At 72.6% G+C, this 26,195-nt stretch carries 22 protein-coding genes and 1 pseudogene; 11 read left to right on the top strand and 12 right to left on the bottom strand.

Annotated elements, in window-relative coordinates; genetic code table 11:
* Positions 1-39 precede the first annotated feature (39 nt).
* Both ABT025_RS09785 and ABT025_RS09780 read right to left on the bottom strand, forming a co-directional pair.
* Positions 40-525, bottom strand: coding sequence for a Zn-ribbon domain-containing OB-fold protein (locus ABT025_RS09785; RefSeq protein WP_350991835.1), 486 nt, complete (start codon positions 523-525; stop codon positions 40-42).
* Positions 522-974, bottom strand: coding sequence for a DoxX family membrane protein (locus ABT025_RS09780; RefSeq protein WP_350991833.1), 453 nt, complete (start codon positions 972-974; stop codon positions 522-524). The genes ABT025_RS09785 and ABT025_RS09780 overlap by 4 nt, the downstream gene beginning before the upstream one ends.
* A 148-nt stretch (positions 975-1,122) precedes the next feature.
* On the opposite strand from ABT025_RS09780, the gene ABT025_RS09775 reads away from it, so the two are divergent.
* The 6 genes from ABT025_RS09775 to ABT025_RS09750 all read left to right on the top strand — a co-directional run bounded on the left by ABT025_RS09775 (position 1,123) and on the right by ABT025_RS09750 (position 10,019).
* Complete coding sequence (locus ABT025_RS09775) at positions 1,123-2,313, top strand: flavin-containing monooxygenase (RefSeq protein WP_350991831.1); 1,191 nt, start codon at positions 1,123-1,125, stop codon at positions 2,311-2,313.
* A gap of 177 nt (positions 2,314-2,490) precedes the next feature.
* On the top strand, positions 2,491-3,963 hold the full coding sequence (locus ABT025_RS09770; protein ID WP_350992052.1) for a flavin monoamine oxidase family protein: 1,473 nt from the start codon (positions 2,491-2,493) through the stop codon (positions 3,961-3,963).
* 420 nt (positions 3,964-4,383) lie between these two features.
* A complete protein-coding gene (locus tag ABT025_RS09765) occupies positions 4,384-6,612 on the top strand; it encodes an acetate--CoA ligase family protein (protein WP_350991829.1) in 2,229 nt (742 codons plus the stop codon).
* A 67-nt stretch (positions 6,613-6,679) separates the two neighbouring features.
* The gene (locus ABT025_RS09760) at positions 6,680-7,555 is read left to right on the top strand and encodes an enoyl-CoA hydratase/isomerase family protein (protein WP_350991827.1); all 876 of its coding nucleotides are present in this window, start codon (positions 6,680-6,682) and stop codon (positions 7,553-7,555) included.
* 219 nt (positions 7,556-7,774) lie between these two features.
* Complete coding sequence (locus ABT025_RS09755) at positions 7,775-9,301, top strand: sensor histidine kinase (RefSeq protein ID WP_502971911.1); 1,527 nt, start codon at positions 7,775-7,777, stop codon at positions 9,299-9,301.
* Between the two features lie 31 nt (positions 9,302-9,332).
* Positions 9,333-10,019 (top strand): response regulator, encoded by a 687-nt coding sequence (locus ABT025_RS09750; RefSeq protein WP_350991825.1) that lies wholly within the window; start codon positions 9,333-9,335, stop codon positions 10,017-10,019.
* Here ABT025_RS09750 and ABT025_RS09745 read toward each other — a convergent pair.
* Positions 9,999-10,700, bottom strand: a pseudogene (locus ABT025_RS09745) (phosphatase PAP2 family protein); the annotation flags it as partial. The gene ABT025_RS09750 and the pseudogene ABT025_RS09745 sit on opposite strands and share 21 nt — an antisense overlap.
* A 142-nt stretch (positions 10,701-10,842) precedes the next feature.
* On the opposite strand from ABT025_RS09745, the gene ABT025_RS09740 reads away from it, so the two are divergent.
* The gene (locus ABT025_RS09740; protein ID WP_350991823.1) at positions 10,843-11,466 is read left to right on the top strand and encodes a flavin reductase family protein; all 624 of its coding nucleotides are present in this window, start codon (positions 10,843-10,845) and stop codon (positions 11,464-11,466) included.
* A gap of 100 nt (positions 11,467-11,566) precedes the next feature.
* Here ABT025_RS09740 and ABT025_RS09735 read toward each other — a convergent pair whose 3' ends face one another.
* Positions 11,567-12,886, bottom strand: a complete 1,320-nt coding sequence (locus ABT025_RS09735) for an MFS transporter (protein ID WP_350991821.1) — start codon at positions 12,884-12,886, stop codon at positions 11,567-11,569.
* Positions 12,887-13,090: 204 nt separating this feature from the next.
* Here ABT025_RS09735 and ABT025_RS09730 point away from each other — a divergent pair, with 204 nt between their 5' ends.
* Complete coding sequence (locus tag ABT025_RS09730; RefSeq protein WP_350991819.1) at positions 13,091-13,423, top strand: hypothetical protein; 333 nt, start codon at positions 13,091-13,093, stop codon at positions 13,421-13,423.
* Here the strand turns inward: ABT025_RS09730 and ABT025_RS09725 are convergent.
* A complete protein-coding gene (locus tag ABT025_RS09725) occupies positions 13,380-13,799 on the bottom strand; it encodes a ribosomal maturation YjgA family protein (protein WP_350991816.1) in 420 nt (139 codons plus the stop codon). The genes ABT025_RS09730 and ABT025_RS09725 overlap by 44 nt on opposite strands.
* Entirely contained in the window at positions 13,796-15,001 is a 1,206-nt protein-coding gene (locus tag ABT025_RS09720) for an MFS transporter (protein WP_350991811.1), read from the bottom strand. The genes ABT025_RS09725 and ABT025_RS09720 overlap by 4 nt, the downstream gene beginning before the upstream one ends.
* Positions 15,002-15,144: 143 nt before the next feature.
* Here ABT025_RS09720 and ABT025_RS09715 point away from each other — a divergent pair, with 143 nt between their 5' ends.
* Positions 15,145-16,137, top strand: a complete 993-nt coding sequence (locus ABT025_RS09715) for a GlxA family transcriptional regulator (protein WP_350991809.1) — start codon at positions 15,145-15,147, stop codon at positions 16,135-16,137.
* A 28-nt stretch (positions 16,138-16,165) separates the two neighbouring features.
* Here ABT025_RS09715 and ABT025_RS09710 read toward each other — a convergent pair whose 3' ends face one another.
* Both ABT025_RS09710 and ABT025_RS09705 read right to left on the bottom strand, forming a co-directional pair.
* Positions 16,166-17,215, bottom strand: coding sequence for a Zn-dependent alcohol dehydrogenase (locus ABT025_RS09710; RefSeq protein WP_350991807.1), 1,050 nt, complete (start codon positions 17,213-17,215; stop codon positions 16,166-16,168).
* A 483-nt stretch (positions 17,216-17,698) separates the two neighbouring features.
* Positions 17,699-18,625 carry an SDR family oxidoreductase gene (locus ABT025_RS09705; protein ID WP_350991805.1) on the bottom strand — a complete coding sequence of 309 codons (927 nt, stop codon included), beginning with the start codon at positions 18,623-18,625 and terminating at the stop codon, positions 17,699-17,701.
* An 83-nt stretch (positions 18,626-18,708) separates the two neighbouring features.
* Between ABT025_RS09705 and ABT025_RS09700 the strand changes: the two genes are divergently transcribed.
* Positions 18,709-19,635 carry a cyclase family protein gene (locus ABT025_RS09700; RefSeq protein ID WP_350991803.1) on the top strand — a complete coding sequence of 309 codons (927 nt, stop codon included), beginning with the start codon at positions 18,709-18,711 and terminating at the stop codon, positions 19,633-19,635.
* Positions 19,636-19,859: 224 nt separating this feature from the next.
* On the opposite strand, the gene ABT025_RS09695 is transcribed toward ABT025_RS09700, so the two are convergent.
* The 4 genes from ABT025_RS09695 to ABT025_RS09680 all read right to left on the bottom strand — a co-directional run bounded on the left by ABT025_RS09695 (position 19,860) and on the right by ABT025_RS09680 (position 24,218).
* Complete coding sequence (locus ABT025_RS09695; RefSeq protein ID WP_350991801.1) at positions 19,860-20,414, bottom strand: ATP-binding protein; 555 nt, start codon at positions 20,412-20,414, stop codon at positions 19,860-19,862.
* Between the two features lie 486 nt (positions 20,415-20,900).
* Positions 20,901-21,848, bottom strand: coding sequence for an acyl-CoA dehydrogenase family protein (locus tag ABT025_RS09690; RefSeq protein ID WP_350991799.1), 948 nt, complete (start codon positions 21,846-21,848; stop codon positions 20,901-20,903).
* Between the two features lie 7 nt (positions 21,849-21,855).
* A complete protein-coding gene (locus ABT025_RS09685) occupies positions 21,856-23,013 on the bottom strand; it encodes an acyl-CoA dehydrogenase (RefSeq protein ID WP_350991797.1) in 1,158 nt (385 codons plus the stop codon).
* Positions 23,014-23,024: 11 nt separating this feature from the next.
* Entirely contained in the window at positions 23,025-24,218 is a 1,194-nt protein-coding gene (locus ABT025_RS09680; protein WP_350991795.1) for an amidohydrolase family protein, read from the bottom strand.
* 144 nt (positions 24,219-24,362) lie between these two features.
* Here ABT025_RS09680 and ABT025_RS09675 point away from each other — a divergent pair, with 144 nt between their 5' ends.
* The gene (locus tag ABT025_RS09675) at positions 24,363-25,901 is read left to right on the top strand and encodes a class I adenylate-forming enzyme family protein (RefSeq protein ID WP_350991793.1); all 1,539 of its coding nucleotides are present in this window, start codon (positions 24,363-24,365) and stop codon (positions 25,899-25,901) included.
* Positions 25,902-26,195: the final 294 nt, after the last annotated feature.

The raw sequence follows: 26,195 nt of genomic DNA, 5'->3' as shown, positions 1-26,195 counted from the left end.
CCCGGTGGCCGGGACGCCCGTCACGCGCCGCCCCGCCGTTCAGGGTCCGAAGACCGGCACCGCTTCGCACCCCTCCTCCTGCCGGAACGTGACCCGTAGCTCCATCCCGATGGTGAGCGCGGACTCCTCGCACTCCACGACCTGCGTCATCATCCGCGGCCCCTCCTCCAGATCGACGACGGCGGCGACGTACGGGACCCGGTCGCCGAACGGGGGCAGGTCGTTGCGGTGGACGACGGACCAGGTGTAGAGGGTGGCCCGGCCGCTCGCCCGCTCCCATGCGACGTCCTCGCTCCAGCAGTGCGGGCAGAACTCGCGCGGGTAGTGGTGCGCCCGGCCGCAGGCGCGGCAGCGGCGCAGCAGCAGGTGGCCCTCGGCGGCGGCGTCCCAGTAGGGGCGGGTGAAGGCGTCGGGCTCCGGGAGGTCGTAGCGGGGGGCCGGGGCGGAGCCCGCTGCCCGCTGGGCCGAGGCCCGTGCGGGGGCCGGGGCAGGGGGCGGCGCCGGGGCGGGGGGCGGGGTCGTCACAGGAAGAGTCCGATCGCGTTGTCGAGGGACCAGGCCTGCCAGGACATGGCGAACAGGGCGACGAGGGAGGCGAGCGCCATCATCGCGTTCTGCCCCTGCTCGGCCCAGTCGTGGATCATCAGCACCAGGTAGAGCAGGTTGAGCAGGAGCCCCGCGACGAGGGCGACTGGGGTCAGGAAGCCCGTCACCAGACCGAGTCCCAGGGCGAGTTCCGCGTACACGACGAGGTACGCCATGGGCTTCGGGCGCGGTGCGACGATCTTCTCGAAGCCGGTCCGGACCACCGGCCAGCGGTGCTTGCCCGCGACGTCCGCCGCCCACGCGATGCCGGTGCCGCGTTCGAACCAGCCCTTCTTGTCCTTGTGGCGCCAGCTCTCCAGCCACCACAGGCCGAGGCCTATTCGGAGCACGGCGAGCCACTGTGCTCCGTCGAGCCAGATCGTCCGCATGGGGCCCTCCCGTTCACCAGAACTGACGGTACGTCAGTTCACCTGATGTCGGAGAACTGCGCAAGAGGCGTGCACCCGTGATCAATTCGCAATCGATTCCGGTCTTGACCGAGACCCATCAAGGAGTCGCGCGATTACGCTCCGAAGCATGTCCGACAGCACACCTACCGCCGGTAGCAGCACCAGCCCGGCCCCCACCGACATCACCGAGGACCGCCCCGTCTACGTCATCGGCGGCGGGCCGGGCGGCCTGGCCGCCGCCGCGGCCCTGCGCGAGCAGGGGGTGCGGGCCGTCGTCCTGGAGAAGTCCGGGGACGTCGGCGCGTCCTGGCGCGGCCACTACGACCGGCTGCACCTGCACACGACCCGGCGCTGGTCGGCCCTCCCCGGGCTGGCCATGCCCCGCAGGTTCGGCCGCTGGGTCTCCCGGGACGACGTGGTGCGCTACCTGGAGAAGTACGTCGAGCACCACGGACTCGAAGTGGTGACGGGCGTCGAGGTCTCCCGCATCGACCGGGCGGCCGACGGCTCCGGATGGCGGCTGACCGCGACCGGCGGGCGTGAGCTGACCGGCCGGGCCGTGGTCGTGGCCACCGGCTACAACCACACCCCGCGGATCCCCGACTGGTCCGGGCGCGACACCTTCACCGGCGAGCTGCTGCACGCCTCCGCCTACCGCAACCCGGCCCCGTACGCGGGCAAGGACGTCCTCGTCGTGGGCGTCGGCAACACGGGGGCGGAGATCGCCGTCGACCTGGTGGAGGGCGGGGCGTCGCGCGTACGGCTCGCGGTACGCACCGTCCCGCACATCGTGCGCCGCTCCACGGCGGGCTGGCCCGCGCAGGCGACCGGCATCCTGGTGCGCCGGCTGCCCGTCGCACTCGTCGACCGGGCCGGCGGCCTGATGGCCCGCGTGGCGGTGCCGGACCTCGCCGAACAGGGGCTGCCCCGCCCGGACACGGGCCTGTACTCCCGGGTCAGGGACGGGGCGATCCCGGTCCAGGACGTGGGGCTGATCGACGCGGTGAAGGGCGGCCGGGTGGTCCCGGTGGCGGCCGTCGAGTCGTTCGACGAGGACGCGGTGGTGCTGGCGGACGGGACCCGGATCACCCCGGACGCCGTCATCGCCGCGACCGGCTATCTGCGGGCCCTGGAACCACTGGTCGGCCATCTCGGGGTGCTGGACGACCGGGGCCGCCCGGTCACGCACGGCGGCCGCACCCCGAAGCAGGCACCCGGTCTGTACTTCACCGGGTTCACCAACCCGATCAGCGGCATGTTCCGCGAAATGGCCCTGGACGCGCAGAAGATCGCCAAACGGCTGGCGCGCACCGCCTGACCCGCACCACCCGGTCCTCCCCGCGCGCGTCCGGGGAGGACGCTGCCGTTCGCTCAGCACAGCCCCCGCCGGGCACTCCCGGCGGGGCATCCCACCCTGATACGGAGGATGCACGTGGCACGTCAACGAACAGGACAGACCCAGCAGCCGGCCCGCGGACCGGTGACCCGGCGCGCGATGCTGGGCGGCGCGGCGGCTGCCGGGGTCACGGCGCTCGCCGCGGCCGGCACCGGCACCGCACAGGCGGCCGCGGCCGGCTCCGCGCCCGCCGCACGCGAAGTGGACGTCGCCGTGGTCGGCGGCGGGCTGGCCGGTCTGACCGCCGCCCGCGATCTGGCCGCCGCCGGCAAGTCCGTCCTGGTGCTGGAGGCACGCGACCGGGTCGGCGGCCGGGTGCTCAACCTGGCCCTGCCGAACGGCGGGACCAGCGAAGGCGGCGGCGAGTTCATCGGCCCGACGCAGGACCGGATGAAGGCCCTCGCCGACTCACTGGGGGTGGCGACGTTCCCCACGTACAACACCGGCAAGAACGTCCTGTTCAAGGGCGGCAAGCGCACCCCCTACGCCACCGACGGGCTGCTCGGATCCGTTCCGCCGGTCGATGTGGCCGGGCTCGCCAACGCGGCGGCGGTGCAGGCGATGCTGAACGACATGGCCAAGCAGGTGCCGGTGGACGCCCCGTGGACGGCCGCGAAGGCGGACGAGTGGGACAGCCAGACCTTCGAGACCTGGCTGAAGCACAACGCCGTGATCCCGTCGGCGAAGTTCCTCTTCGACGTGGCGTGCACCTCGGTCTTCTCGGCCGAACCGAGCGAGCTCTCGCTCCTGTTCGTGCTGTTCTACATCCGGGCGGCGGGCAACGAATCGACGCCCGGCACCTTCGAGCGCCTCACCGAGACGGGCACGGGCGCCCAGGCGACCCGGTTCGTCGGCGGCTCCGCGCAGGTGCCGCTGCGCCTGGCGGAGTCCCTCGGCGACCGGGTCGTCCTGAACGCCCCGGTCGGCCGGATCGCGCAGGGCGACGGCCGGCTGACCGTGGAGACCCCGGACCTCACCGTCTCCGCGCGCCGCGTCGTGATCGCCGTACCGCCCTCGCTCACGAACCGCATCACCTTCTCCCCCGGCCTGCCCGCCACCCGCGACCAGCTCGGCCAGCGGCTGCCGATGGGATCCGTCGGCAAGGCGATCGCGGTGTACGACACCCCGTTCTGGCGGGCCGACGGCCTCAACGGCCAGGTCGTCAGCGACTCCGGCGCCGTCCGCTCCACGTTCGACAACTCCCCGCCGGACGGCTCGTACGGAGCACTGATGGGCTTCATCGAGTCCGACGAGATGCGCGGGCTCAACGGGGCGTCGGAGGCCGAGGTGCGGGCGGTGGTCCTGAAGGACTTCGCCACGTACTTCGGCGACCGCGCGAAGACCCCGACCGGCTTCGTGCTCCAGCGCTGGGACAACGAGACCTACTCCCGCGGCGGCCCGGTCGCCTACGCCCCGCCCGGCGTCCTGACCCGCTACGGCACCGCGCTGCGCACCCCCGTGGGGGCGATCCACTGGGCGGGCACGGAGACGTCGACGTACTGGAACGGGTACATGGACGGCGCGGTCCGTTCGGGCGAGCGCGTCGCCAGGGAGGTCGTCGCGGCCCTCTGACGCGCCAGGCGGTGCCGGCCCGATCCCCCGAGGGCGTCGGCGCATGAGTGCCGATCCCCCGAGGGCGGGTGTCGGCACATGAACACCGGTCCTCCGAGGGTGTCGGCGCATGAACACCGCCCCCGAGGAGTCGGCACATGAGTAGCGATCCCGCGAGGTGTGTGGGCACCTGAGAGCGGTGATCCGGGCGACCTCCCGGGCCACCGCTCTCAACCTTTGCCTGCATACCCATTCCTGACGGGCCGTCAGTTCAGTAACCTGACAGTGCGTCAGCTAAGAGGATTCGATGACCGGGAGGCGGGCGGGACACGGTGCGGGCCCAGCCCCGCACCGCCGCCGCCCCCGGCCTTCCGGACTTCCCTGGGCGCGGGCCGGGCACCACAAGTGCCGACGGACTTTCGAGCAGGAGTGGGCGGAACGATGCTTGGATCGACTCACGGCACCCTCACCACCGACTTCCGCGCCAGGGTGGTGGCCTGCGGCGAGGAACCGCATGCCGCCGTCCACAGCATGGCGGCCGCCGCCGCGGAGGGCGACCTCGACGTCAGCGGCCGCCCGCTCCACGCGCCCGTACCGGATCTGGACCGGTTCTTCCGGCCGGAGTCCGTCGCCGTCATCGGTGCGTCCGACACCGAGGGGCGGCCCAACACCGGGATCACCCGTCAGCTGATCGCCTGGTCCGAACGGGTCGGGGCCCGGCTGTATCCCGTGCACCCCACGCGCGAGACCGTCTTCGGCCGGGCCTGCGCCCCGTCCGTCGCCGATCTGCCGGAACAGGTGGACCTGGCGGTACTGCTGGTCGGCGACCCGCTCCCCGTCATCGAGGAACTCGCTCACGCCAAGGTGAAGTTCGCCGTCGCCTTCGCCTCCGGCTTCGCGGAGACCGGTGCGGAGGGAGCCGCCGCGCAGGCCCGGCTGGCCGCCGCCGTGGAACGGTCGGGACTCCGGCTGCTCGGCCCGAACACCAACCTCAACGCCTTCGAGGAGTTCCGCGACGACCTGGACGGGCCGGCGATCGCTCTGATCACCCAGTCCGGCCACCAGGGGCGCCCCGTCTACACGCTCCAGGAGCTGGGCGTGCGGCTCTCGCACTGGGCCCCCACGGGCAACGAGGCGGATCTGGAGACCGCCGACTTCATCGCGTACTTCTCCCAGCGCCCCGAGGTCGGGGCCATCGCCTGCTACGTCGAAGGGCTCAAGGACGGGCGCTCCTTTCTGCTCGCCGCCGACCGGGCCGCACGGGCCGGCGTCCCGGTGGTGGCGGTCAAGGTGGGCCGTACGGAGACGGGGGCCAGGATGGCCGCGTCACACACAGGCAAGCTGACCGGCGCCGACCAGGTCGTCGACGCGGCGATGCGGCAGTTCGGTGTGATCCGGGTGGACGGCCTCGACGAACTCCAGGACACCGCGGCCCTCCTGGCCCGGGCCCGCAAGCCGCTGGCCGACGGCGTCGTGGTGTATTCGATCTCGGGCGGCACGGGCGCGCACTTCTCGGATCTGGCGACCGGGGCGGGACTCTCGCTCCCCGTGCTGTCCGAGGAGAAACAGGCCGAACTGCACACCTGGATACCCGAGTACCTGAACGTGGCGAACCCGGTCGACAACGGCGGCCACCCGGTCGGCGACTGGCGCGGCCGGAAGATCATCGACGCGATCCTGGCCGACCCGGACGTGGGGGTGCTGATCTGTCCGATCACCGGCCCCTTCCCGCCGATGAGCGACAGGCTCGCGCAGGACCTGGTGGACGCGGCGGAGGCCACGGACAAGCTGGTCTGCGTGGTGTGGGGGTCGCCGGTCGGCACCGAGGACGCCTACCGCACGACGCTGCTCGGCTCGTCCCGCGTCGCCACCTTCCGGACGTTCGGCAACTGCATCACCGCGGTGAAGGCCTATCTGGACCACCACCGCTTCGCCGCGTCCTACCGCTCCCCGTTCGACGAGGCCCCTCGCACGCCGTCCCCCTCCTTCCGCAAGGCCCAGGCGCTGATGCGCCCGGGCCACCAGCTGAGCGAGCACGCGGCGAAGCAGCTGCTGCGGGCGTACGGAATCCGGGTGCCCCGCGAGCAGTTGGTGACCAGTGCCGCAGCGGCCGTCCGGGCCGCGGGTCTCGTCGGCTACCCCGTCGTCATGAAGGCGTCCGGCGCGCAGCTGGCCCACAAGACGGAGCTGGGCCTGGTCAAGGTCGGCCTCACCTCGGCCAGCCAGGTGCGGGACGCCTATCGCGAGCTCACCGACATCGCGCGCTACGAGGGCATCGAACTGGACGGCATCCTGGTCTGCCAGATGGTGGAGCGCGGCGTCGAGATGATGGTCGGCGTCACGCAGGACGCCCTGTTCGGACCGACGGTGACGGTCGGTCTCGGTGGCGTACTCGTCGAGGTGCTGCACGATGCGGCGGTGCGGGTGCCGCCGTTCGGCGAGGACCAGGCGCGGGCGATGCTCGGCGAACTGCGCGGGCGGGCCCTGCTGGAAGGTGTGCGGGGCGGACCGCCGGTGGATGTGGACGCCCTCGTCGAAGTCGTCCTGCGGGTGCAGCGGATGGCCCTGGAGCTCGGCGACGACCTCAGCGAACTCGACATCAACCCGCTGATGGTGCTGGGCCGCGGACAGGGCGCGGTGGCCCTGGACGCACTCGCGGTCTGCCGCTGACCGGCACCGCCACCGCGCCCATCGCCCCGCCCGCCGTCGAGCCCGCCACCTGCTCAGGAGCTGCCTCATGCCGTCCTCCCCCGAAGACACCACCGACACCGGCGCCATCGCCGGAACGACCGGTCGCACCGGCCGTCACGACCCGTCCGGATCGCCTGAGTCATTGATACTCCACACCACTGACAACGGCGTCTCCTGGATCACGCTCAACCGTCCCGATGCGATGAACGCCGTCACCTGGGACCAGCGCGAACGCATCATCGCCCTGCTCGCCGAGGCCTCCGCCGACCCCGCCGTCCGGGCCGTCGTCCTCACCGCCACGGGCCGCGGCTTCTGCGCGGGCGCCGACCTGCGCGGCGCCCCGGCCACCGGCGACCGGGTGCCGGGCGACGTGGCCCGTACGATCCGGCTCGGCGCGCAACGGCTGATCGCCGCGGTCCTGGACTGCGAGAAGCCCGTCATCGCGGCGGTCAACGGCACGGCGGCGGGCATCGGCGCCCATCTCGCGTTCGCCTGCGACCTGGTGCTGGCGGCGGAGTCGGCGAGGTTCATCGAGGTGTTCGTGCGCCGCGGGCTCGTACCGGACGGTGGCGGGGCGTACCTGCTGCCGCGCCTGATCGGCCCGCAGCGCGCCAAGGAGCTGATGTTCTTCGGCGACTCGCTCCCGGCGGCGGACGCCGAACGCCTGGGCCTGGTGAACCGGACCGTCCCTGACGAGGAGCTGACCGCGACGGCACGGGCCTGGGCCCAGCGGCTGGCCGAGGGGCCGACCCGCGCGATCGCCCTCACGAAGCAGCTCGTCAACGCGTCGCTGGACACTGACCGGGCCACGGCGTTCGCCGCCGAGGCCATGGCCCAGGAGATCAACATGACGACGCAGGACGCCAACGAGGGCGTTGCGAGCTTCGTGGAGCGGCGGGTGCCGAAGTACCGGGGGGTCTAGGCCCTTTCGTCCGGATCGTGCCGGGCTCGCGGGGTCCGGCCCGCACATCTGCCGTGTCGTCGTCGGTCACCGATGCTCCGCATCGACTCCCTCCTCCGCCTTGCAAGTGCACGCACCGGACCCCGCTCCCTGATCCGGACCGATCCGAACGAAAGGCCCCGGACCGCCGCGCACCGCGTCGGCACCCATGACTTTCGGCAGTGCCGTCGCGGCCTCCGGATGCGTACGGTCGACCGGGTGGAGAGAGCGAAGATCGGCGGCGCAGCCCGGCGGGCCGTCACCCCGGGGAATCTGCCGGCCGTGGCCGCCGCGGTCTGCGTCGGGCTGAGCACGGTCAGTCCGTGGTGGGCGCTGCCCGCCGCCGTGACGGCCTTCCTCGCCGGGCGCGAGCCGGGCAGGACCGGGCCCACCCTCCTCGTACTCGTCGCGGTCGTGGCCGGCGGAGTGGTGGCCGTCGCCCTGGTGCCTTCCTGGGTGCTGATGGCGGGGCGGTTCGTCGCCGTGGTCGCGGTGGCCGCGATGCTGCCGTGGTTCGCGGGGCGCTTCTGGCGTCAGTACCAGGAGCTCGTCCGGGCCGGCTGGGAGCGGGCGGGGCGGCTGGAGCGCGAGCAGCGGCTCGTCGCGGAGCAGGCGCGGTCCCGTGAACGGGCCCGTATCGCACAGGACATGCACGATCTGCTCGGGCACGACCTCAGCCTCATCGCCCTGTCGGCGGGCGCCCTCAAGCTCGCGCCCGGTCTGGACGAGGCCCACCGGGCCGCTGCCGGGGAGATCCGGGCCCGGGCGGCGGCGGCGGTCGAGCGGCTCGGCGAGGTGATCGGCCTCCTGCGGGAGGAGGCGGACGACGGGCCGCCGGAACCTCCCGGCACCGGCATTCCCCGACTGGTCGCGGAGGCCTCCGCCGCCGGCCTCCCGGTCGCCCTGCACGTCGAGGGCGACGCCGGTGCGATGCCCCCGCAGCCGGCACGGGCCGCCCACCGCGTCGTCCAGGAGGCCCTGACCAACGCGGCCAAGCACGCGCCCCGGGCCCGGGTGGAGGTGCGGCTGACGCACACGGCCGAGGCGACTGCGGTCCGGGTCGAGACCGGCCCGGCACCCGTACGCGTGGGCCCGACGGACGCCCCCGGCACCGGGCGGGGGCTGATCGGCCTGGACGAACGCGTACGGCTGGCGGGCGGCTCCTTCGCCCACGGCCCGTACGAAGGCGGCTACGCGGTCACCGCCCGCCTCCCGCACGGCCCGCCCGCCCGCCACCCGGACACCGCCCACCTCCCGGACACCCAGCCCGCCCGCCACCCGGACACCGCCCACCTCCCGGACACCCAGCCCGCCCGCCACCCGCACGGCCCGCCCGGGGACGTCCGGGAAGCCCTGCCCCCGGAACACCGCCACGCCCGCAGCCGCGCCCGGCGGGCCCTGGGGCTCGCCGTCGTGCTGCCCCTGGTGGCTTGGGCGGTACTGAGTGCCGCGCTCATGGGCTGGGACATCCACTCGGCCCGGCAGTCGGTCCTGGACCCGGGCGACTACGCCCGGCTGCGGGTGGGCCAGGAGCGGGCCTCGGCCGCGCCGCTGCTGCCCGAACGCGAGACCACGCAGCGGCCCGTGGCCGGGGAACCGAAGGGGCCGGGCATCACGTGTGCGTACTACGCGATGACGGCCGACCGCTTCGACGACCGGTCCGGGGACGCGTACCGGCTCTGCTTCCGGGACGGCCGGCTGATGTCCAAGGAGGCGCTCGCTCCGTGAACGCCCGCCGCTGCCCCACGGAAGAAGACTCATGATCCGCGTCCTCATCGCCGACGACGAGCCGATGATCCGCGCCGGAGTCCGTGCCGTGCTGTCCACCGATCCGGGCATCGAGGTCGTCGCCGAGGCGGCCGACGGCCACGAGGCCGTGGAACTGGTGCACCGTCACCACCCGGACGTGGCGGTGCTCGACATCCGGATGCCGGGGACCAACGGCATCGAGGCGGCCGCCGAGATCCGGCGCACCCTGCCGGGGACGGGCGTCGTGATGCTGACGACGTTCGGCGAGGACGACTACATCCTCCAGGCACTCGGAGGCGGCGCCGCCGGATTCCTGATCAAGTCGGGCGAGCCCGAGGAACTGATCGCGGGCGTCCGCGCGGTGGCCGACGGCGCCGCCTACCTGTCACCGAAGGCCGCTGCCCGGGTCGTCGCCCATCTCTCGGCGACCGGGGCGGGCGCCCTGGCCGGTCGTCGTACCGCCGCCCGGGAACGGGTCCGCACGCTCACCGCCCGGGAACGCGACGTGCTGGCCTTCCTCGGCAGCGGGCTGTCCAACGGGCAGATCGCGCGGCGGCTCCACCTGGTCGAGGGGACGGTCAAGGCACACGTGAGCTCGATCCTGGCCCGGCTGGGTGTGGACAACCGTGCCGCGGCGGCGGTCGTCGCCCACGAGGCCGGGTTCGTCGCCCCGGCGGAACCGCCCGCCGAGCGCTGACACCGCCGTCCCCGCGAGCGGAAGGAACGCGAGCAGCACCGCCGCGACCACCGTTCCGCCGAGCACCGCACCGGCCAGCACGTCGTGCGGATAGTGCGCGCCCACCACGACCCGAAGCAGTGCCGCCGCTCCGGCCAACGACAGGGGGACGGCGGCCGGTCGGGGCCGCAGCAGGGCCAGGCCCACGCCGAGCCCGGCCGCGAGGGTGGCGTGGTTGCTCGGGAAGGACCAGTCGCCTGGCGGCGGGCACTCGGCGACCGCGGCCGCGCCATGGAGCAGGACCCGGCAGGGGCGCTCCTCGTCGACGACGAGTTTCACGGCCTCACTCGTCGCGTAGGCGAGAACGGTGCCGATCCCGGTGAGCACGGCACCGGCGGCGCCCCGGGCGTCCGCCCGGCGTACGGCACTCCACCAGACCCACCCGAGCAGCAGCCCGAGGGCCACCAGCGTCCCGTCACAGGCCGCCTCCAGCAGCGCGCCCGCCCAGGAGGGCGTACCGGCCACCGCCCCGGTCACCGAGCGGTACACCGCCGCCGAGGCGCCGTCCGTCACCTCCACGGCCCGTTCGGCCCCCAGCCCGCCCGGGGCGAGGCCCACGACCGAGGCCGCCCCCGCCCCCAGAACGGCGCAGGCGAGCAGCGGCCGCGCGGTCCGGGTCCTGCTTCCGGATTCTCTTGTCATGGGGCCCGAACCTAGGAGGGGCAGAGGCCGAACTCCCGGCCCGAACGGCAGGGGCCGCCCCTGACGAAGGTCGGGGGTCGCCCCATCCCTTCCTATCTGACGTGTCGTCAGCTCTAATCGAGGGGTGATGGGACACGCAGGCATGGCCGCAACCGCCGTCCGCTACCTCAGGTCCGTCGGCGCCGCGACGACCGCCGGTCCGCAGCGGGTCGATCCACTGCCGCGCCCCGCCCTGCGGGCCGTCGCCGAGGACGAGCGGCTGCCGCTCGACCGGGGCGAGTTCCGCCGTGTTCTGGGGCACTTCGCGAGCGGGGTCACCGTCGTCACGGCACACGATCCGGGCGGCCCGGACAGCCCGGGCGGTCCGGCCGGATTCGCCTGCCAGTCGTTCGCCTCACTCTCGCTGGACCCGCCACTGGTCACGTTCATGGTCGCCCGCACGTCGACGACCTGGCCTCGCATCGCCCGCGCCGGGGCCTTCTGCGTCAACATCCTGGGCGCGGACCAGGGCGCACTGTGCCGGGGCTTCGCGGTGAGCGGGGCAGACAAGTTCGCCGGGGTGGCGCACTCACCCGCCCCCGCGACCGGTTCGCCGCTGCTGGACTCCGTGCCCGCCTGGGTCGACTGCCGGATCCAGGCCGTCCACACCGGCGGCGACCACCTGATCGTGGTCGGCCGGGTGGAGGCGCTGGGGGCGGTGGCGGACGAGGAGGGGGACGGGCCCCTGCTGTTCCACCGAGGGGCGTTCGGGCGCTTCAGCAGCTGAACGGTTCATCCGCGACGGCATCCACGGGCAGGCCCCTCAGCGGCTGCCCCGTTCACCCTGCGACGACGCCGACGGGCAGGCCCCCCAACCGCTGACCCGTTCACCCCGCGACGACGTCCGCGGGCAGGCCCTTCACCCGGCGGATCATCAGCGCCATCAGCGCCGCCATCGCGCACAGCGCGCCCGCCGAGTACCAGACCACGTCGTACGAGCCGAAGTGGTCGCGCGCCACGCCGCCCAGGAACGCCACCAGTGCGGCACCCACCTGGTGGGAGGCGAGGACCCAGCCGAAGACGATGGCACTGTCCTCGCCGTACTGTTCCCGGCACAGGGCCAGAGTCGGCGGGACGGTGGCGACCCAGTCGAGTCCGTAGAACACGATGAAGAAGACCATCGGCGGCTCCACGGTGGCCTGCATCAGGATCGGCAGGAACAGCAGAGACACCCCGCGCAGGGCGTAGTAGACGGCCAGCAGCCGGCGGGCGTCGAAGCGGTCGGTGAGCCAGCCCGAGAAGACCGTGCCGATGATGTCGAAGATCCCGATGACGGCGAGCAGCGAGGCCGCCGCGGTGATCGGCATGTGGTGGTCGTGCGCCGAGGGCACGAAGTGGGTGCGGATGAGGCCGTTGGTCGAGGCTCCGCAGATCGCGAAGGACCCGGCCAGCAGCCAGAACGGTCCGGTGCGGGCCGCGTCCACCAGGACGCGTACGGTCCGGCTCGCCGCCCCGCGCGCGGGCGCGGGCTTCGCCACGAACTCTCCGCCGTACGGGGCCGCGCCCACGTCGGCCGGGTGGTCGCGCATCAGGAGCACGACGAACGGGACGACGAGCAGGGCGGCCAGGGCAACCGTCACCGAGGCGGGCCGCCAGCCGTGCCGGTCGACGATCCAGGCGCACAGGGGCAGGAAGACGAGCTGTCCCGAGGCGCCGGCTGCCGTGAGGATGCCGGTGACCAGGCCGCGGCGGGCGACGAACCAGCGGTTGGTGACCGTCGCGGAGAAGGACATCGCCATCGCGCCTGTGCCGAGGCCGACGAGCAGCCCCCAATAGATCATCAGCTGCCAGGCCGCGGTCATCCAGACACTGGCCAGCGCACCGGCCGCGACGGCGCTGAGCGCGACGACCACGACCCGGCGGATGCCGAACCGGTCCATCAGCGCCGCGGCGAACGGCGCGGTGAGCCCGTACAGCGCCATGTCGAAGGAGACGGCAAGCCCGATCTCACCGCGCGACCAGCGGAACTCCTCGTGGAGGGGGTCGATGAGCAGTCCGGGCAGGGCGTTGAAGGCCGCGCCGCCGATGATCGTCACGAAGGCGACGGCGGCGACCGTCCAGGCGCGGTGGATGCGACGGCGACGGGGCGCCTCGAGGACGGGGCGCGGGAGGTCGTCCCGGGCGGCGCTTTCGGTTGTCTGACTCACGCCGCCCAGCATCCGGCCTGTGCCACCCCTCCCACGAGCGGCCCGACGGACACGGTTCGCAAGGATCGGGCCACATCCCGCCGCCTGCCCCGGACCCGGCCGCCCCCATGCGCGTACGATCTGCGTCGATCGGCGGCCGGGCGCGCCGCGCACGGTGCGTGCGTACGCGTCCACGCCGCTTCGTCCACGTCCCCGGGGGTTCTCATGCAGTGGGTCGAACGCCAGCACTTCCACCACAAGTCCGCGCTGATGCAGGGCTGGGGTGCCGTTCTGCTTCTCGTCGCCTGCGTGTTGTGGGTGTGGCTGGGCTTCCTGCTGTGGGACCAGGACGACACGTTGTACTGCTTCCGCGCGTCGTCGGTCTGCGAGCTGGACAGCACGATGCCCAAGCAGCTGATCCTCCTGGCCCTCTCCGCGCCCCTCTCGGTGGCCGGATCGGCGCTGCTCGTCGCGGGCAGTGTGCGCCGGCAGACCAGCGCACACGTCCTCCGCGTCATCGAGATGCAGCAGTCCGAGGACCGGTCCCGCGCGAAGTAGCCGCCGTGTGCGCCGCCCAGGCGGCGGCCGCCCCCACCGCGTACCAGAACAGATCAGGTGCGTTGAACGTCGATCCGAGCACCAGTCGTGCCACCGCGCTGTGCCGGGAGAGCTCTGCCGGGACCCCGGTGAGCTGGAGCAGCTCGACCGCCCAGCTGATCCCCAGCCCGGCCCCGGCCACGGCGAGGGGGCGTGCGCGGGGTGCGCACAGCGCGACGAGCGCGCAGATCAGGACGGTGTAGAGCGCGTCCCCGGCGTACTTGGCGACAGCACCGTCGGCCACGGTACGCACCCCGAGCCCGGCCACGACGGCCAGTACGGCCGCTCCCGCCGCAACGGCCCGGGCCCGGGGTCCACTTCGGCCGCTCCCGCTCACCCGATCCGCTCAAGACGCCGGATCGGCCGGGCCGCCAGCAGCACGCCCACCGCCAGCATGTTGATCACCGCACCGGCGAGCAGCACCTCGGGGGCGCCCACCCGGTCCGCGACCGGCCCCGCCAGCGCGCGGCCCGCCGCCAGCATGAGCAGCGAGCCGGCCACGTCGTACGCGTGCAGCCGGTTCAGGGCCTCCGGCGGCACGTGCGTCTGGACGGTCGTCGACCACATCACCAGCCAGAACGCGAAGGCCGCGCCCGCCACGAACTGCCCCGCCCCCAGGGCCGGCACCGGCAGCCCGAGCCCCAGCACCACCAGGTTCACGCAGACCCCGGCCAGGGCGACGGCGCCCGCCGCCAGCGGGCGGCGCGGCCTCAGCCGCAGGGCCAGCAGGCCGCCGACGACACTGCCCGCGCCGTTCACCGCCATCATCGCGCCGTACGTCCCCGAACCGTGCGCCTCGGTGACCTCGACGGCGGTGAGCGGGAGCATCGGACCGAGCACGGTGAAGCCGTACACCGTCCAGATCGCGATCACTCCCCACAGCCAGCTGCGCGCCCTGAACTCGCGCCACCCGTCGACGAGTTCCGCGACGAACGTTCCGCGCGGTGCCTCGTCCGACGGGGCGGGCGCGAGCTTCAGCAGGAAGAGGCAGATGCCGGAGACGAGGAACGTCGTCGCGTTCGCCGCGTAGACCGCCCCGGCGCTCGCCAGCCCGACGAGCACTCCCGCGAACGCCGGTCCCGCCATGGTCATCAGCGCCTCGGAGACCCGCAGTACCGCGTTGCCGCGCTGCACGTCCGTCGCGACCCGCGGCGTGGTCGAGGCGACGCCCGGCTGGAAGAGCGCCGCCCCCACACCGGCCACCGCGCTCAGCGCGTACACCGCCCACAGCGGCGGGTTGCCGACGGCGAAGGAGACCGCGAGCACGGAGGCGCCGATCAGCCGCAGCGCATCCGCGATGATCATCATCCGGCGTGGGGTGAAACGATCCGCCAGGACGCCGCCGAAGAGGACGAACAGGGCCAGCGGCCCCATCCAGGCCGCCAGCGCGAACCCCACCGAGGAGTGCGGCCGCCCGGCCCCCAGCAGCCCCGCGGTGAGCGCCACCGGAATCATTCCGTCGCCGAAGAGCGCCGCGGTCCGGGCGACGAAGAAGAGCCGGAAGTTCCGGTTCCAGAGCGGGTCCGGCCCAAGAGGCAAGGGTGACAAGGGTGGCGAATCGCGCAAAGCGGCTTCGTGGTCCGCGGCGGGAATGCCTGCGAGGTCTGCTGACTTTTCCTTCACACCGATGACATGTATCAGCTTATGGTCTATACCAGCTAGTGCCGAAGGGAGTCCGTACCGTGCCGCACCGGGTCGTCGTTCTCGCCCTCGATGGGCTGCTCCCCTTCGAACTGGGCATCCCCCAAAGGATTTTCGGCCGTTCATTCGGTTCCGAGCGGCCGAACCGGGGCCGCAAACTCTACGAAGTCGTGACCTGCTCCGTCCGTCCGCCGGGCCCGGTCAGCACCGACGCGGACTTCGCGATCGCCGTCGAGAACGGCCCGGAGGCCCTCGCCACGGCGGACACCGTGGTGATCCCCGCCAGTCACGAGCTCGGCCCCGTCTACACCGAGGGCCGGCTGACGGACGAACTCGCGGCTGCGTTCGCCCACATCAGGCCGGGCACCCGGATGGTCTCCATCTGCACCGGCAGCTACGTCCTCGCCGCCGCGGGATACCTCGACGGGCGCCCGGCGACCACCCACTGGTCCTCCGCCGACCACTTCCAGAAGCTCTTCCCCGCCGTCCGGGTCGACCCCGACGTCCTGTTCATCGACGACGGCGACGTCCTGACGTCGGCCGGGGTGGCCGCCGGCATCGACCTCTGCCTGCACATGGTGCGCCGCGATCACGGCACCGCCGTCGCCAACGACGTCGCCCGGCGCACGGTCGTACCGCCCCACCGCGACGGCGGTCAGGCGCAGTACATCCAGCGCCCGGTCCCCGACACGGGCGCCTCGGCCACCACCACCGCCCGCGCCTGGGCGCTCGGACGGCTGGAGTCGCCGATCCTGCTGCGCGACATGGCGCAGCAGGAGTCGATGAGCGTACGGACGTTCACCCGGCGGTTCCGCGAGGAGGCCGGGGTCAGCCCGGTCCAGTGGCTGACCCGGCAGCGGGTGGAACGGGCCCGTCACCTGCTGGAGTCCACCGATCTGTCGATCGACCGGATCGCCCGGGACGCCGGCTTCGGCACCCCCACCTCGCTGCGGCAGCACCTGCAGGCGGCACTGGGGGTGTCACCGACGGTGTACCGGCGGACGTTCCGATCGACGGAGACGGACCGGGTCTGAGGCGCGGGTCCGCCGCCGGGCCCGCCCGTCAGAACACCAGCACCCCCCGGGCCACCCGCCCGTGGTGCGCGTCGTCCGCCGCCTTGGCGAAGTCCTCCACCGGGTAGGTCTCGGTGACGAGTTCGTCCAGCAGCAGCCTGCCCTCCCGGTACAGCTCCGCGTACAGCGCGATGTCACGCTGCGGGCGCGAGGAGCCGTAGCGGCAGCCCAGGATCGACTTGTCCAGGTACATCGACGAGACGAGGAACGACGCCTCGGCCGTCGCCGCCGGTACGCCCAGCAGGATCGCCTGTCCGTGCCGGTCCAGCAGATCGATCGCGGTACGGATCAGCTCGGTGCGGCCCACACACTCGAAGGCGTGGTCGGCGCCGTGCGGCAGGATCTCCTTGACCCCCTCGGCCGATGTGAGGAAGTGCGTGGCACCGAACTGCCGGGCCACCGCCTCCTTGTCCGGGTTGGAGTCGACCGCGACGATCGTCAGCGCGCCGGCGATGCGCGCACCCTGGATCACGTTGAGCCCGATGCCGCCGGTGCCGATCACGACGACGCTCTCGCCGCGGTCCACCCCGGCCCGGTTCAGTACGGCTCCGACCCCGGTCAGCACCCCGCAGCCGATCAGGGCGGCCGAGGTCAGGGGCAGGTCCTCGGGGATCTTGACCGCCTGCACGGCCTTGACCAGAGTCCGTTCGGCGAAGGCCGAGTTGGACGCGAACTGGTACAGCGGTTTCCCGCCGCGCGAGAACGGCTGCCCCGGCATTCCGATCGCCTTCCGGCACATCGTCGGCCGGCCCCGGTCGCACTGCGCGCACGCGCCGCAGTTGGCCAGCGTGGACAAGGACACGTGGTCGCCCGGCGCGACATGCCTCACGCCCGCGCCGACCGCCTCGACCACGCCCGCGCCCTCGTGCCCGAGCACGACCGGCAGCGGGAACGGGATCGTCCCGTCGATCACCGACAGATCGCTGTGGCAGAGCCCGGCCGCGGCCACGGCCACCAGCACCTCGCCGGGGCCGGGGTCGCGTATCTCCAGGTCGTCGACGACCTCGGTCCGTTTGCCGTCGAAGACGACGCCTCTCATCTCGGCTCCCTCGGTAGGCCGAGCACGCGCTCGGCGGTGGTGTTCCCTGAATTCCCGGGCCCGGGGCCCGGGCTCCTGTCACTCCGACTCACCTTCGGGGCCGCCCGGCTTCGAGGGCGACGCCCAAATCAAGCCCGTCCGGCGATTGAGGACCGGGGTCCGGGGCGGAGCCCCGGCGACGAGCCCGCGCGCCCGGTAACGGGGCTCCGCCCCCGCACCCCCGCTCCTCAATCGCCCGAGGGGCTGAGGATGCACCTCGCACCCTGCAGGGGAGTCACGGGCGGCACCCACCCCAAGGGCTCGGCGGGCACCCCCACCCCGCGGAGAGGGGCACGGCAGGCACCCCCCACCCCGCGGAGAGGGGCACGGCGGGCACCCCACCCCGCAGGAGGAACCCCCGCCCTGCAAAGGCGGCAGCGGGCGCCCGCTGCCGGAGCGGGGAGGCTCACGGGCGCCCGCCCCGGAGCGGGAAGGCTCACCCGGCTACGCGTTCGGCCGCGCCCCGGCGGCCGCGGCCTTCGCCGCCGCCGCCATTTCCTCCAGTTGAGCCAGCATCGGCATCGGGTCCGTGCCCACCGTCCCGGGCAGGAAGTCCGCGATCCGCTCCGGTGTCCACGCCGCCCCCTCCGCGTAGCCCGCGCGCAGCTCCCTCGGCTGGGCCCAGACCGCGATCTTCGGGCCCGCGATCGTGTAGACCTGGCCGGTGATCTTCTCGGCCCGTGCCCGGTCGCTGAGCAGGTAGACGACGAGCGCCGCCACGTCCTCCGGCTCACCGATCTCCTTGAGCTCCATGGGGACGTTCGCGGACATCCGGGTACGCGCCACCGGCGCGACCGCGTTCGCCGTGACGCCGTACTTGTGCAGGCCCAGCGCCGCGCTGCGGACCAGCGAGATGATGCCGCCCTTGGCCGCGCTGTAGTTCGCCTGGGCCACGCTGCCCTGGTGGTTGCCGCTCGTGAAGCCGATCAGCGTGCCGGCGCCCTCCTGCTTGCGCATGACCGCCGAGGCCGCCCGGAAGACGGTGAACGTGCCCTTGAGGTGGGTGGCGACCACGGGGTCCCACTCCGCCTCGGACATGTTGAAGAGCATGCGTTCGCGCAGGATGCCGGCCACGCAGACGACACCGTCGATCCGGCCGAACTCCGCGAGCGCGGTGTCCACGACCCGCTGGCCTCCGGCCATGGTGGAGATGTCGTCCGCAACCGCGACCGCTTCGCCGCCCGCCGCCACGATCTCCTTGACGACGGACTCGGCTATCTCGCTGGCGGGTTCACCTCCCTCGATGGAGACGCCGTAGTCGTTGACCACGACCCGCGCCCCCTCGGCCGCCGCGGCGAGCGCGACGGCCCGCCCGATGCCGCGCCCGGCACCCGTCACGGCCACCACCTTGCCTGCCAAGAAGTTCCCCATGCCCGGCCCCTTCCCGCGGTTTCTGACGGACCGTTAGATTCTATGGGTCATCAGGTCCACCGGCACAAGCCCCAGGAGGCGCCATGTCTTTGCCGGCCGAGTTCCACGACCTCGCCAAGCGCGTGAACAACTGGGGTCGCTGGGGAGCAGACGACGAGATCGGGACGCTCAACCTCATCACCGACGAGGTCGTACGGGAGGCCGCGGCCACCGTCCGCAGCGGCCGACGCATTCCCCTCGCGCTCCCGCTCCAGCAGGACGGCGTACAGAACGGACTGATCCCGGGGCGGGTCAATCCGCTGCACACCATGGTCCAGATCAACCAGGAGCTCTTCGGCCCCGGCACCGTCGCCACCAGCGACGACACCGCGGTCCTCAGCCTCCAGACCGCCACCCACTGGGACGCGCTCACCCACGCCTCGCACTCGGGGAAGATCTACAACGGCCGCCCCGCCGCGACCATCACCGCCCACGGCGGCGCACAGTTCAGCGGCATCGACAAGGCGCCGCACATCGTCTCGCGCGGGATCCTCCTCGACGTGGCGCGCAGCCACGGCGTGGACCGGCTGCTGGGCGGCCACGCGGTCACCCCCGAGGACCTGGAAGCGGCCGAGGAGCTGGCCGGTGTACGGGTACGGTCCGGGGACATCGTCCTCGTACGGACGGGACAGGTACAGGTGTATCTCTCCGGGGACAAGAACGCCTACGGGTATCCGTCACCGGGTCTGTCGATCCGTACGCCGGAGTGGTTCCGGGCCCGGGATGTGGCCGCGGTCGCCAATGACACGCTGACCTTCGAGATCTTCCCGCCGGAGATCGAGGACCTGTGGCTGGGCGTGCACGCACTCGATCTGGTCGAGATGGGCATGCTCCAGGGCCAGAACTGGAACCTGGAGGGCCTGTCCACGGCCTGTGCGGACGCGGGGCGCTACGCCTTCCTGCTCTCCGCCATGCCGGAGCCCTTCGTCGGCGCCACCGGTACACCGGTCGCCCCGGTCGCCGTCCTCTGAGCCGCTGCCGCACGCCGGGGGCCCGATACGCGGCGGGCGTCCCCGTGCGCGGCGGCGATGCCAGGGGCTGTCCCGTAATCCCTGGCGGGCGCACGACGACAGCTACGGCACCTCGCCGCGTTGCCGGAACGGCCGAATACATCCGGGATGCGGACGCCCCTCCGCCTTGCGATGCACCGCATCCGACGCCGCGCGCCGATCCGCCACGGATTACGGGACAGCCCTCAGGGGCGGTGGATACCGGCGTGCGAGGACTCGTACGCGATACCCGCACCGCGTCCGTCGGCGTCATGACCCGAGCCGTCGCACTCGGGGGCGGTCTGCGCGCCCGCTCCGTGCGGGCCGGGCTGCAGCTGCACCTGAATCAGCGGGATGCCCCGGTCGACCTCGCACCAGATCCGCTTGCCCGCGCCTTCCGGCTGCCAGCCCCAGCGGTCGGCCAGGCCGTCGACCAGTTCAAGCCCCCGGCCGCCGGTGTCCTCGCCCTCCGCGTGCCGCTGCTGCGGCGGGCGGCAGCTGGTGTCGGCCACCTCGACCCGGACTGTCCCCGCGTTGCCCGGGGCCCCCGTCGAGCCGAACAGCATGCGCAGCACGGCCGGACAGCCGGTGTGCACGACCGCGTTGGTGACGAGCTCCGAGATGAGCAGGATGAGCGTCTCGGCCAGCGGCTCGTCGTCTCCTATCCCGGACCCGACGAGCCTCGAACGCGCCCATCTGCGGGCCCGTCCGACCTCCGCGGGGTCGGGCCCGACCTCCAACTGAACCTGAAGCACCTGCACCGCTCACACCATCCGAACCGGCGGACACATCGCCTCGCGCCTCCTCAGGGTCACGGAACGTGATTCCCCTACGAGACAGCATGGTTGACGTACAGTCACCGCAACAAGCGCTTCGGGCATATTCCAACGCGAAGGAGTACGCGTGGTGCATACTGTGCGACGCGCTCTGCGGGGAGTCGAACAGAGGCGCTTCACGGCCCCGGGAATCGTTTCCCCGGCAGGCCCGGCGCTTCCGTGTGGATCACGAGCAGGGCACCTCTCGCGGACCGGAGTCGCCGCACAGGCCACATCCGGATCGCCAGGTTCCAGAACCACTCGCATCCAACGGAGCGTACCCGAGCCCGGCGCCGACTCCACCCCGTGACGAATCACGCAAAGGACACAAGCCGGTATCGGCACGCACCGACTGCGTTGCGTCACTCCGCAGCGTGAACCTCAGGGGTCCGTCGCGTCACATGCGTGCACTCACCAACCACCTGTGCCGCCTCATCCCAGATCGGCCGCCAGCGCCTCCTCCGCATCCGCCGCCGTCACCCACTGCCCGGCCCGCAGCCAGGCCCGCTTGAGACGCAGATGTACGTCCGCCTCCCAGGTGAAGCCCATACCGCCGTGCACCTGGAGGCAGTCGCGGGCGTTGTCGACGGCGGCCTCGTCGGCGAGGAGCTTGGCCCCGGCGGCCTCCACCGGGTCCGCGGTCACGGCGGCCGCGTAGACGGCGCTGCGGGCCGGCTCGGACCGCAGCAGCATTCCGGCGCACAGATGCTTGACCGCCTGGAAGGCCCCGATCGGCGCTCCGAACTGTTCCCGTTCACCGGCGTGTTGGACCGCGGTCTCCAGGCTGCGGGTCGAACTGCCGAGCTGTTCGGCCGCGGTCAGCAAGGCGCCTTCCCACCGAAGCCGTGCCCCGTCGGCCAGCGGCTCACCGCCGTACGAGGCGAGGTCCGGCACCCGCCACAGCGGCGTGCCCGGGTCGAGCGAGCGCACGGGCCTGGCCTCGTCCACCACCTGCCGCAGCACCGCGCCGGTCACCACCCTCGTCCGGTCGCCGTCCAGGACCAGCAGCGCATCGGCCCCTTCCAGGTGCCCCACGGGCCGTCCCGCCTCCGCCAGCGCCACCACGGCCTCGCCCTCGGCCGCCCCCTTCACCGCGCCCGCGGCGAGCTGGGTGGCAGCGAGGGGACCAGGCAGCAGGGCCCGCCCGGCCTCCTCGAACAGGAGGACGGACTCGGGCAGGCCGAGTCCCACCCCGCCCGCCTCCTCCGGCAGCCGCAGCGCGAAGAACCCGGCCGCGCCGAGCTCCCGCCACAGCGCCCGGTCCACTCCCCCGCCGTTCTCGTGCGCCGCCCGCATCCGGTCCCTGCCGAACCGGCCGGCGAGCAGGTCCCGTATGCCCGCCCGCAGGGCCCGCTGATCCTCCGAGAGCTGGAAGTCCACCCTCCGCTCACCGCCCCTTCGGCAGGCCGAGTATCCGCTCGGCGACGATGTTGCGCTGGATCTGCGAGGTACCGGCCGCGATCGTGTACGAGAGCGAGGACAGCCGGTCCAGCACCCATTCCCGGTCCAGGTCGAGGGCGTCGCCCCCGCCGAGCACCTCGGCCGCCGCCTCGTAGAGCTCCTGGCGGGCATGCGAGTAACGCAGCTTGAAGACCGAGCCCCCGGTCCCCGGAACGCCACCGGTGCTCTGTGCCTCGCTGACGTTCCACTGGGTGAGCCGCCACAGCGCGCGGAACTCGGCGTTGAGCCTGCCCAGCCGTCGCCGCAGCACCGCGTCGTCCCAGCGCCCGCTCCTGCGGGCCTCGGCGGCCAGTGCGTCCAGGGTCCGGCGGCAGGCGACGACCTCGCCGACGAAGGCGGTGCCGCGCTCGAAGGAGAGCGTGACCATCGTGACCCGCCAGCCGTCGTTCTCCGCGCCCACCCGGTGCGAGACGGGCACCCGCACCTCGTCCAGGAACATCTCGGCGAACTCGGTGGACCCGGCGAGCGTGCGCAGCGGCCGTACGGTGACGCCGGGGGCGTCCATCCGCATGGCGAGCCAGCTGATCCCGCGGTGCTTGGGCGCCGCCGGGTCCGTCCTCACCAGGAGCTCGCACCAGTCGGCGACCTCCGCGTGCGAGGTCCAGATCTTCTGCCCGCTCACCACGTAGTCGTCTCCGTCACGCACCGCCCGGGTACGCAGCGAGGCCAGGTCCGAACCCGCGTCCGGCTCGCTGAACCCCTGGCACCACATCTCCTTGCCGCGCAGCACCGGCGGCAGCCAGCGGGCCCGCTGCGCGGCGGTGCCCTCGGCGGCGATGGTCGGCCCGGCGTGCAGCAGCCCGACGAAGTTGGCCCCGACGTAGGGCGCCCCGGCCCGCTCCGTCTCCTCCAGGAAGATCAGGTGCTGGGTGGGGGTGGCGCCCCGGCCGCCGGCGTCGGCGGGCCAGTGCAGGCCCGCGTACCCGGCGTCGTACAACAGCTTCTGCCACCCGCTGTCGTACGCCCGCCGCCCCGGCCAGTCACCGGGGTCCGGCTTGCCGGGCAGCCCGGGGAGCACCGCGCCCAGCCACTCCCGCAGCCGCGCCCGAAAGGCTTCCTCTTCCTCCGTGTACGCAAGGTCCATGACGCACGCGCCTACTTGTCCAGGTCGAGACCGAGCATCCGGATCGCGTTCCCGCGCATCAGTTTGTAGATGGTCTCGTCGTCCAGTCCCTTGACGTGGTCGAGCGCGACCTCCTTGGTGTGCGGGAAGGTCGAGTCGACGTGCGGGTAGTCGGTCTCGAACGTGGCGTTGTCCCGCCCGACGACGTCGAGCGACGCGACACCGTGCTTGTCGCGGAAGAAGCAGCAGAACATCTGCCGGTAGTAGTACGTGGACGGCGGCTCGGGGATCAGATCGCGCACCCCGCCCCACGCCCGGTGCTCCTCCCAGACGTCGTCGGCGCGCTCCAGGGCGTACGGGATCCACCCCATCTGCCCCTCGCTGTAGGCGAGCTTGAGCTGCGGGAACTTGACCAGCACCCCGCTGAACAGGAAGTCCATCATCGAGGCCATCGCGTTGTTGAACGAGAGCGAGGCCTGGACGGCGGGCGGGGCGTCCGGCGAGGCGGCGGGCATCTGCGAGCTGGACCCGATGTGCATGTTCACGACCGTGCCGGTCTCCTGGCAGACGGCGAAGAACGGGTCCCAGTAGCCGGTGTGGATCGACGGCAGCCCCAGATGGGTCGGGATCTCCGAGAAGGTCACCGCCCGCACCCCGCGCGCCGCGTTCCGCCTGATCTCCGCGACGGCCAGATCGATGTCCCAGAGCGGGATGATGCACAGCGGGATCAGCCGGCCGCCGCTGTCCCCGCACCACTCCTCGACCATCCAGTCGTTGTACGCGCGCACGCAGGCGAGCGCGACCTCCTTGTCGTGGGCCTCGGCGAAGGTCTGCCCGCAGAAGCGCGGGAAGGTGGGGAAGCAGAGGCTCGCCTCGACATGGTTGAGGTCCATGTCCTTCAGCCGCTCGACGGGATCCCAGCAGCCGGGCCGCATCTCCGCCCGGGTGATCCCCTCCAGCGTCATGTCGTCGCGGTCGAATCCCACCGCGGCGATGTTCCGCTTGTACGGGAACTTGAGGTCCTCGTAGATCCACCAGTCGGTGGGCGGCCCGTCCGGGTCCATGGTGATGACGTACTTGCCGCCGGTGTACGCCAGCTCACCGATACCCGCGGTCAGGGGCTGCGGTCCGCGCTCGCGGTACTTGGCGGGCAGCCAGGTCGAGAAGAGGTGCGGCGGCTCGATCACATGGTCGTCGACGCTGACGATCCGAGGCAGTTCCGTCATGGTGTCCCCTTCGGCGCACGCTTTTCTGATGACCCGTCAGATTGACGTCGACCACAGGCTAGCCCCGCACCCCTGGACCGACAAGGCGCAGCGCTCTACGCTCTCCGCACGATCTGACTACCCGTCAGCTGTGAGGGGTTCGCCGTGACCGAGACCGCACACTCCCTGGGTGCATCAGCCACCTTCTGGGAGCTCATCGAACGCCGGGCCGCCCTGACGCCGGACCGGCCCTTCCTGATCCAGGACGACCGCACGCTCACCTTCGGCGAACTGCGCACCCGGGCCGAACGCGTGGCTGCGGGCCTGTACGCCATGGGAGTACGCCCGGGAACCGTCGTCGCCTGGCAGCTGCCGACCAGGCTGGAGACGGCGCTGCTGTCCTTCGCAGTGGCCCGGATCGGTGCGGTGCAGACGCCCGTCATCCCCTTCTACCGCGACCGCGAGGTCGGCTTCGCACTGCGTGAGTCGAAGGCGGAGTACTTCGCGGTGCCGGGCACCTGGCGCGGCTTCGACCACACGGCGATGGCCGCCCGCCTGGCGTCGGACCTCGCACACCCGCCCCGGATCTTCGAGGCGTACGACACCCTCCCGGACGCCGACCCGGCGATCCTGCCCCCGCCGCCGGCCGACGGCACGACGGTGCGCTGGATCTACTGGACCTCGGGCACCACCTCCGACCCCAAGGGCGTCCTGCACACCGACCGCAGCCTGATCGCGGGCGGCTCCTGCCTGGCCCACGCCCTGCACCTGTCGGCGGACGACGTCGGCTCGATGGCCTTCCCGTTCGCCCACGTCGCCGGGCCGGACTATTCCGTGATGCTGCTGCTGTACGGCTTCCCCGCGGTGCTGTTCGAGCACTTCGCGATGCCCGACGCCCTTGCGGGCTACCGGCGCCACGGGGTGACGGTCGCGGGCGGTTCCACGGCCTTCTACGCCATGTTCCTGACGGAACAGCGCAAGGACCCGTCCACCCCGCTCATCCCCACCCTCCGCCTCCTCGCGGGCGGCGGCGCCCCGAAGCCCCCGGAGATCTACCACGCGGTGGTCCGCGAGATGGGCGTCCAGCTGACCCACGGCTACGGCATGACCGAGGTCCCCATGATCACGATGGGCGCCCCCGACGACACGGTGGAACACCTCGCCGAGACGGAGGGAAGGCCGCCCGAGGGCATGGAGATCCGGATCACCGACGAGGACGGCAAGCCGCTGCCGTACGGCACCGACGGCGAGGTCCGGCTGCGGGGCGAGGCGGTCTGCCAGGGCTACCTGGCCTCCACCAGCCCGTTCGACGCCGAAGGCTTCCTGCTCACGGGCGACGTGGGACACGTGAGGCCGAGCGGACACCTGGTGCTCACCGGCCGGCTGAAGGACATCATCATCCGCAAGGGCGAGAACATCTCGGCGAAGGAGATAGAGGACCTCCTGGCCCGCCACCCCGGCGTGGGCGACGCGGCGGTGATCGGCCTTCCCGACCAGTCGCGCGGCGAACGCGTGTGCGCGGTGGTGGAGCAGCCCCCGAACGCCGCCCCCCTCACCCTCCCCGAGCTGACGGCCTACCTGCGCGACGAGGGCCTCTCGGTCCACAAGCTCCCGGAGCAACTGGAACTGGTGGACGCGCTGCCCCGCAACGAGGCGCTCCGCAAGGTCCTGAAGTACCAGCTGCGGGCCCGCTTCGGCGCTTGACCGGTCCGTGGTGCGGGGTTCCTTGGTGCGGGGTTCCGTCCTCAAGCGCCGGACGGGCTGGGTTTGTGCGGGTGCCCCCGCGGGGTTCGCCATGTGCCGGTGGTGGGGTCCGGGGCCCCTCCGGGGCGTCTCCTCAGACGACGAACGTTCTGCCGGTACGCGAAGTGGTCCGGGTATGTGTTCGTCGTCCTGCGGGGACTCCCCTGCACGGCCCCGGACCGGCCGTCCTGCGTCTGCGACGGTCGTGTCGCCGGTGTGCAGGCGCGAGTGCGGCCGGGTGGGGACGTGCAGGGG

The sequence above is a fragment of the Streptomyces sp. NPDC002809 genome (assembly GCF_040295435.1).
In the GTDB taxonomy this organism is placed as follows: domain Bacteria; phylum Actinomycetota; class Actinomycetes; order Streptomycetales; family Streptomycetaceae; genus Streptomyces.
The sequence above is the reverse complement of the archived record's forward strand: the minus strand, read 5'-3'. Positions and strand labels throughout refer to the sequence as shown.

Excerpts from the sequence above, each read along its gene's own strand:
- ABT025_RS09750 (WP_350991825.1), top strand. The coding sequence starts at position 9,333 with ATGATCCGCGTCCTCATCGCCGACGACGAGCCGATGATCCGCGCCGGA.
- ABT025_RS09685 (WP_350991797.1), bottom strand. The coding sequence starts at position 23,013 with ATGGACCTTGCGTACACGGAGGAAGAGGAAGCCTTTCGGGCGCGGCTG.
- ABT025_RS09770 (WP_350992052.1), top strand. The coding sequence starts at position 2,491 with ATGCTGGGCGGCGCGGCGGCTGCCGGGGTCACGGCGCTCGCCGCGGCC.
- ABT025_RS09765 (WP_350991829.1), top strand. The coding sequence starts at position 4,384 with ATGCTTGGATCGACTCACGGCACCCTCACCACCGACTTCCGCGCCAGG.
- ABT025_RS09705 (WP_350991805.1), bottom strand. The coding sequence starts at position 18,625 with ATGGGGAACTTCTTGGCAGGCAAGGTGGTGGCCGTGACGGGTGCCGGG.
- ABT025_RS09740 (WP_350991823.1), top strand. The coding sequence starts at position 10,843 with ATGGCCGCAACCGCCGTCCGCTACCTCAGGTCCGTCGGCGCCGCGACG.
- ABT025_RS09730 (WP_350991819.1), top strand. The coding sequence starts at position 13,091 with ATGCAGTGGGTCGAACGCCAGCACTTCCACCACAAGTCCGCGCTGATG.
- ABT025_RS09680 (WP_350991795.1), bottom strand. The coding sequence starts at position 24,218 with ATGACGGAACTGCCTCGGATCGTCAGCGTCGACGACCATGTGATCGAG.
- ABT025_RS09760 (WP_350991827.1), top strand. The coding sequence starts at position 6,680 with ATGCCGTCCTCCCCCGAAGACACCACCGACACCGGCGCCATCGCCGGA.
- ABT025_RS09700 (WP_350991803.1), top strand. The coding sequence starts at position 18,709 with ATGTCTTTGCCGGCCGAGTTCCACGACCTCGCCAAGCGCGTGAACAAC.
- ABT025_RS09755 (WP_502971911.1), top strand. The coding sequence starts at position 7,775 with ATGCGTACGGTCGACCGGGTGGAGAGAGCGAAGATCGGCGGCGCAGCC.
- ABT025_RS09780 (WP_350991833.1), bottom strand. The coding sequence starts at position 974 with ATGCGGACGATCTGGCTCGACGGAGCACAGTGGCTCGCCGTGCTCCGA.
- ABT025_RS09775 (WP_350991831.1), top strand. The coding sequence starts at position 1,123 with ATGTCCGACAGCACACCTACCGCCGGTAGCAGCACCAGCCCGGCCCCC.
- ABT025_RS09710 (WP_350991807.1), bottom strand. The coding sequence starts at position 17,215 with ATGAGAGGCGTCGTCTTCGACGGCAAACGGACCGAGGTCGTCGACGAC.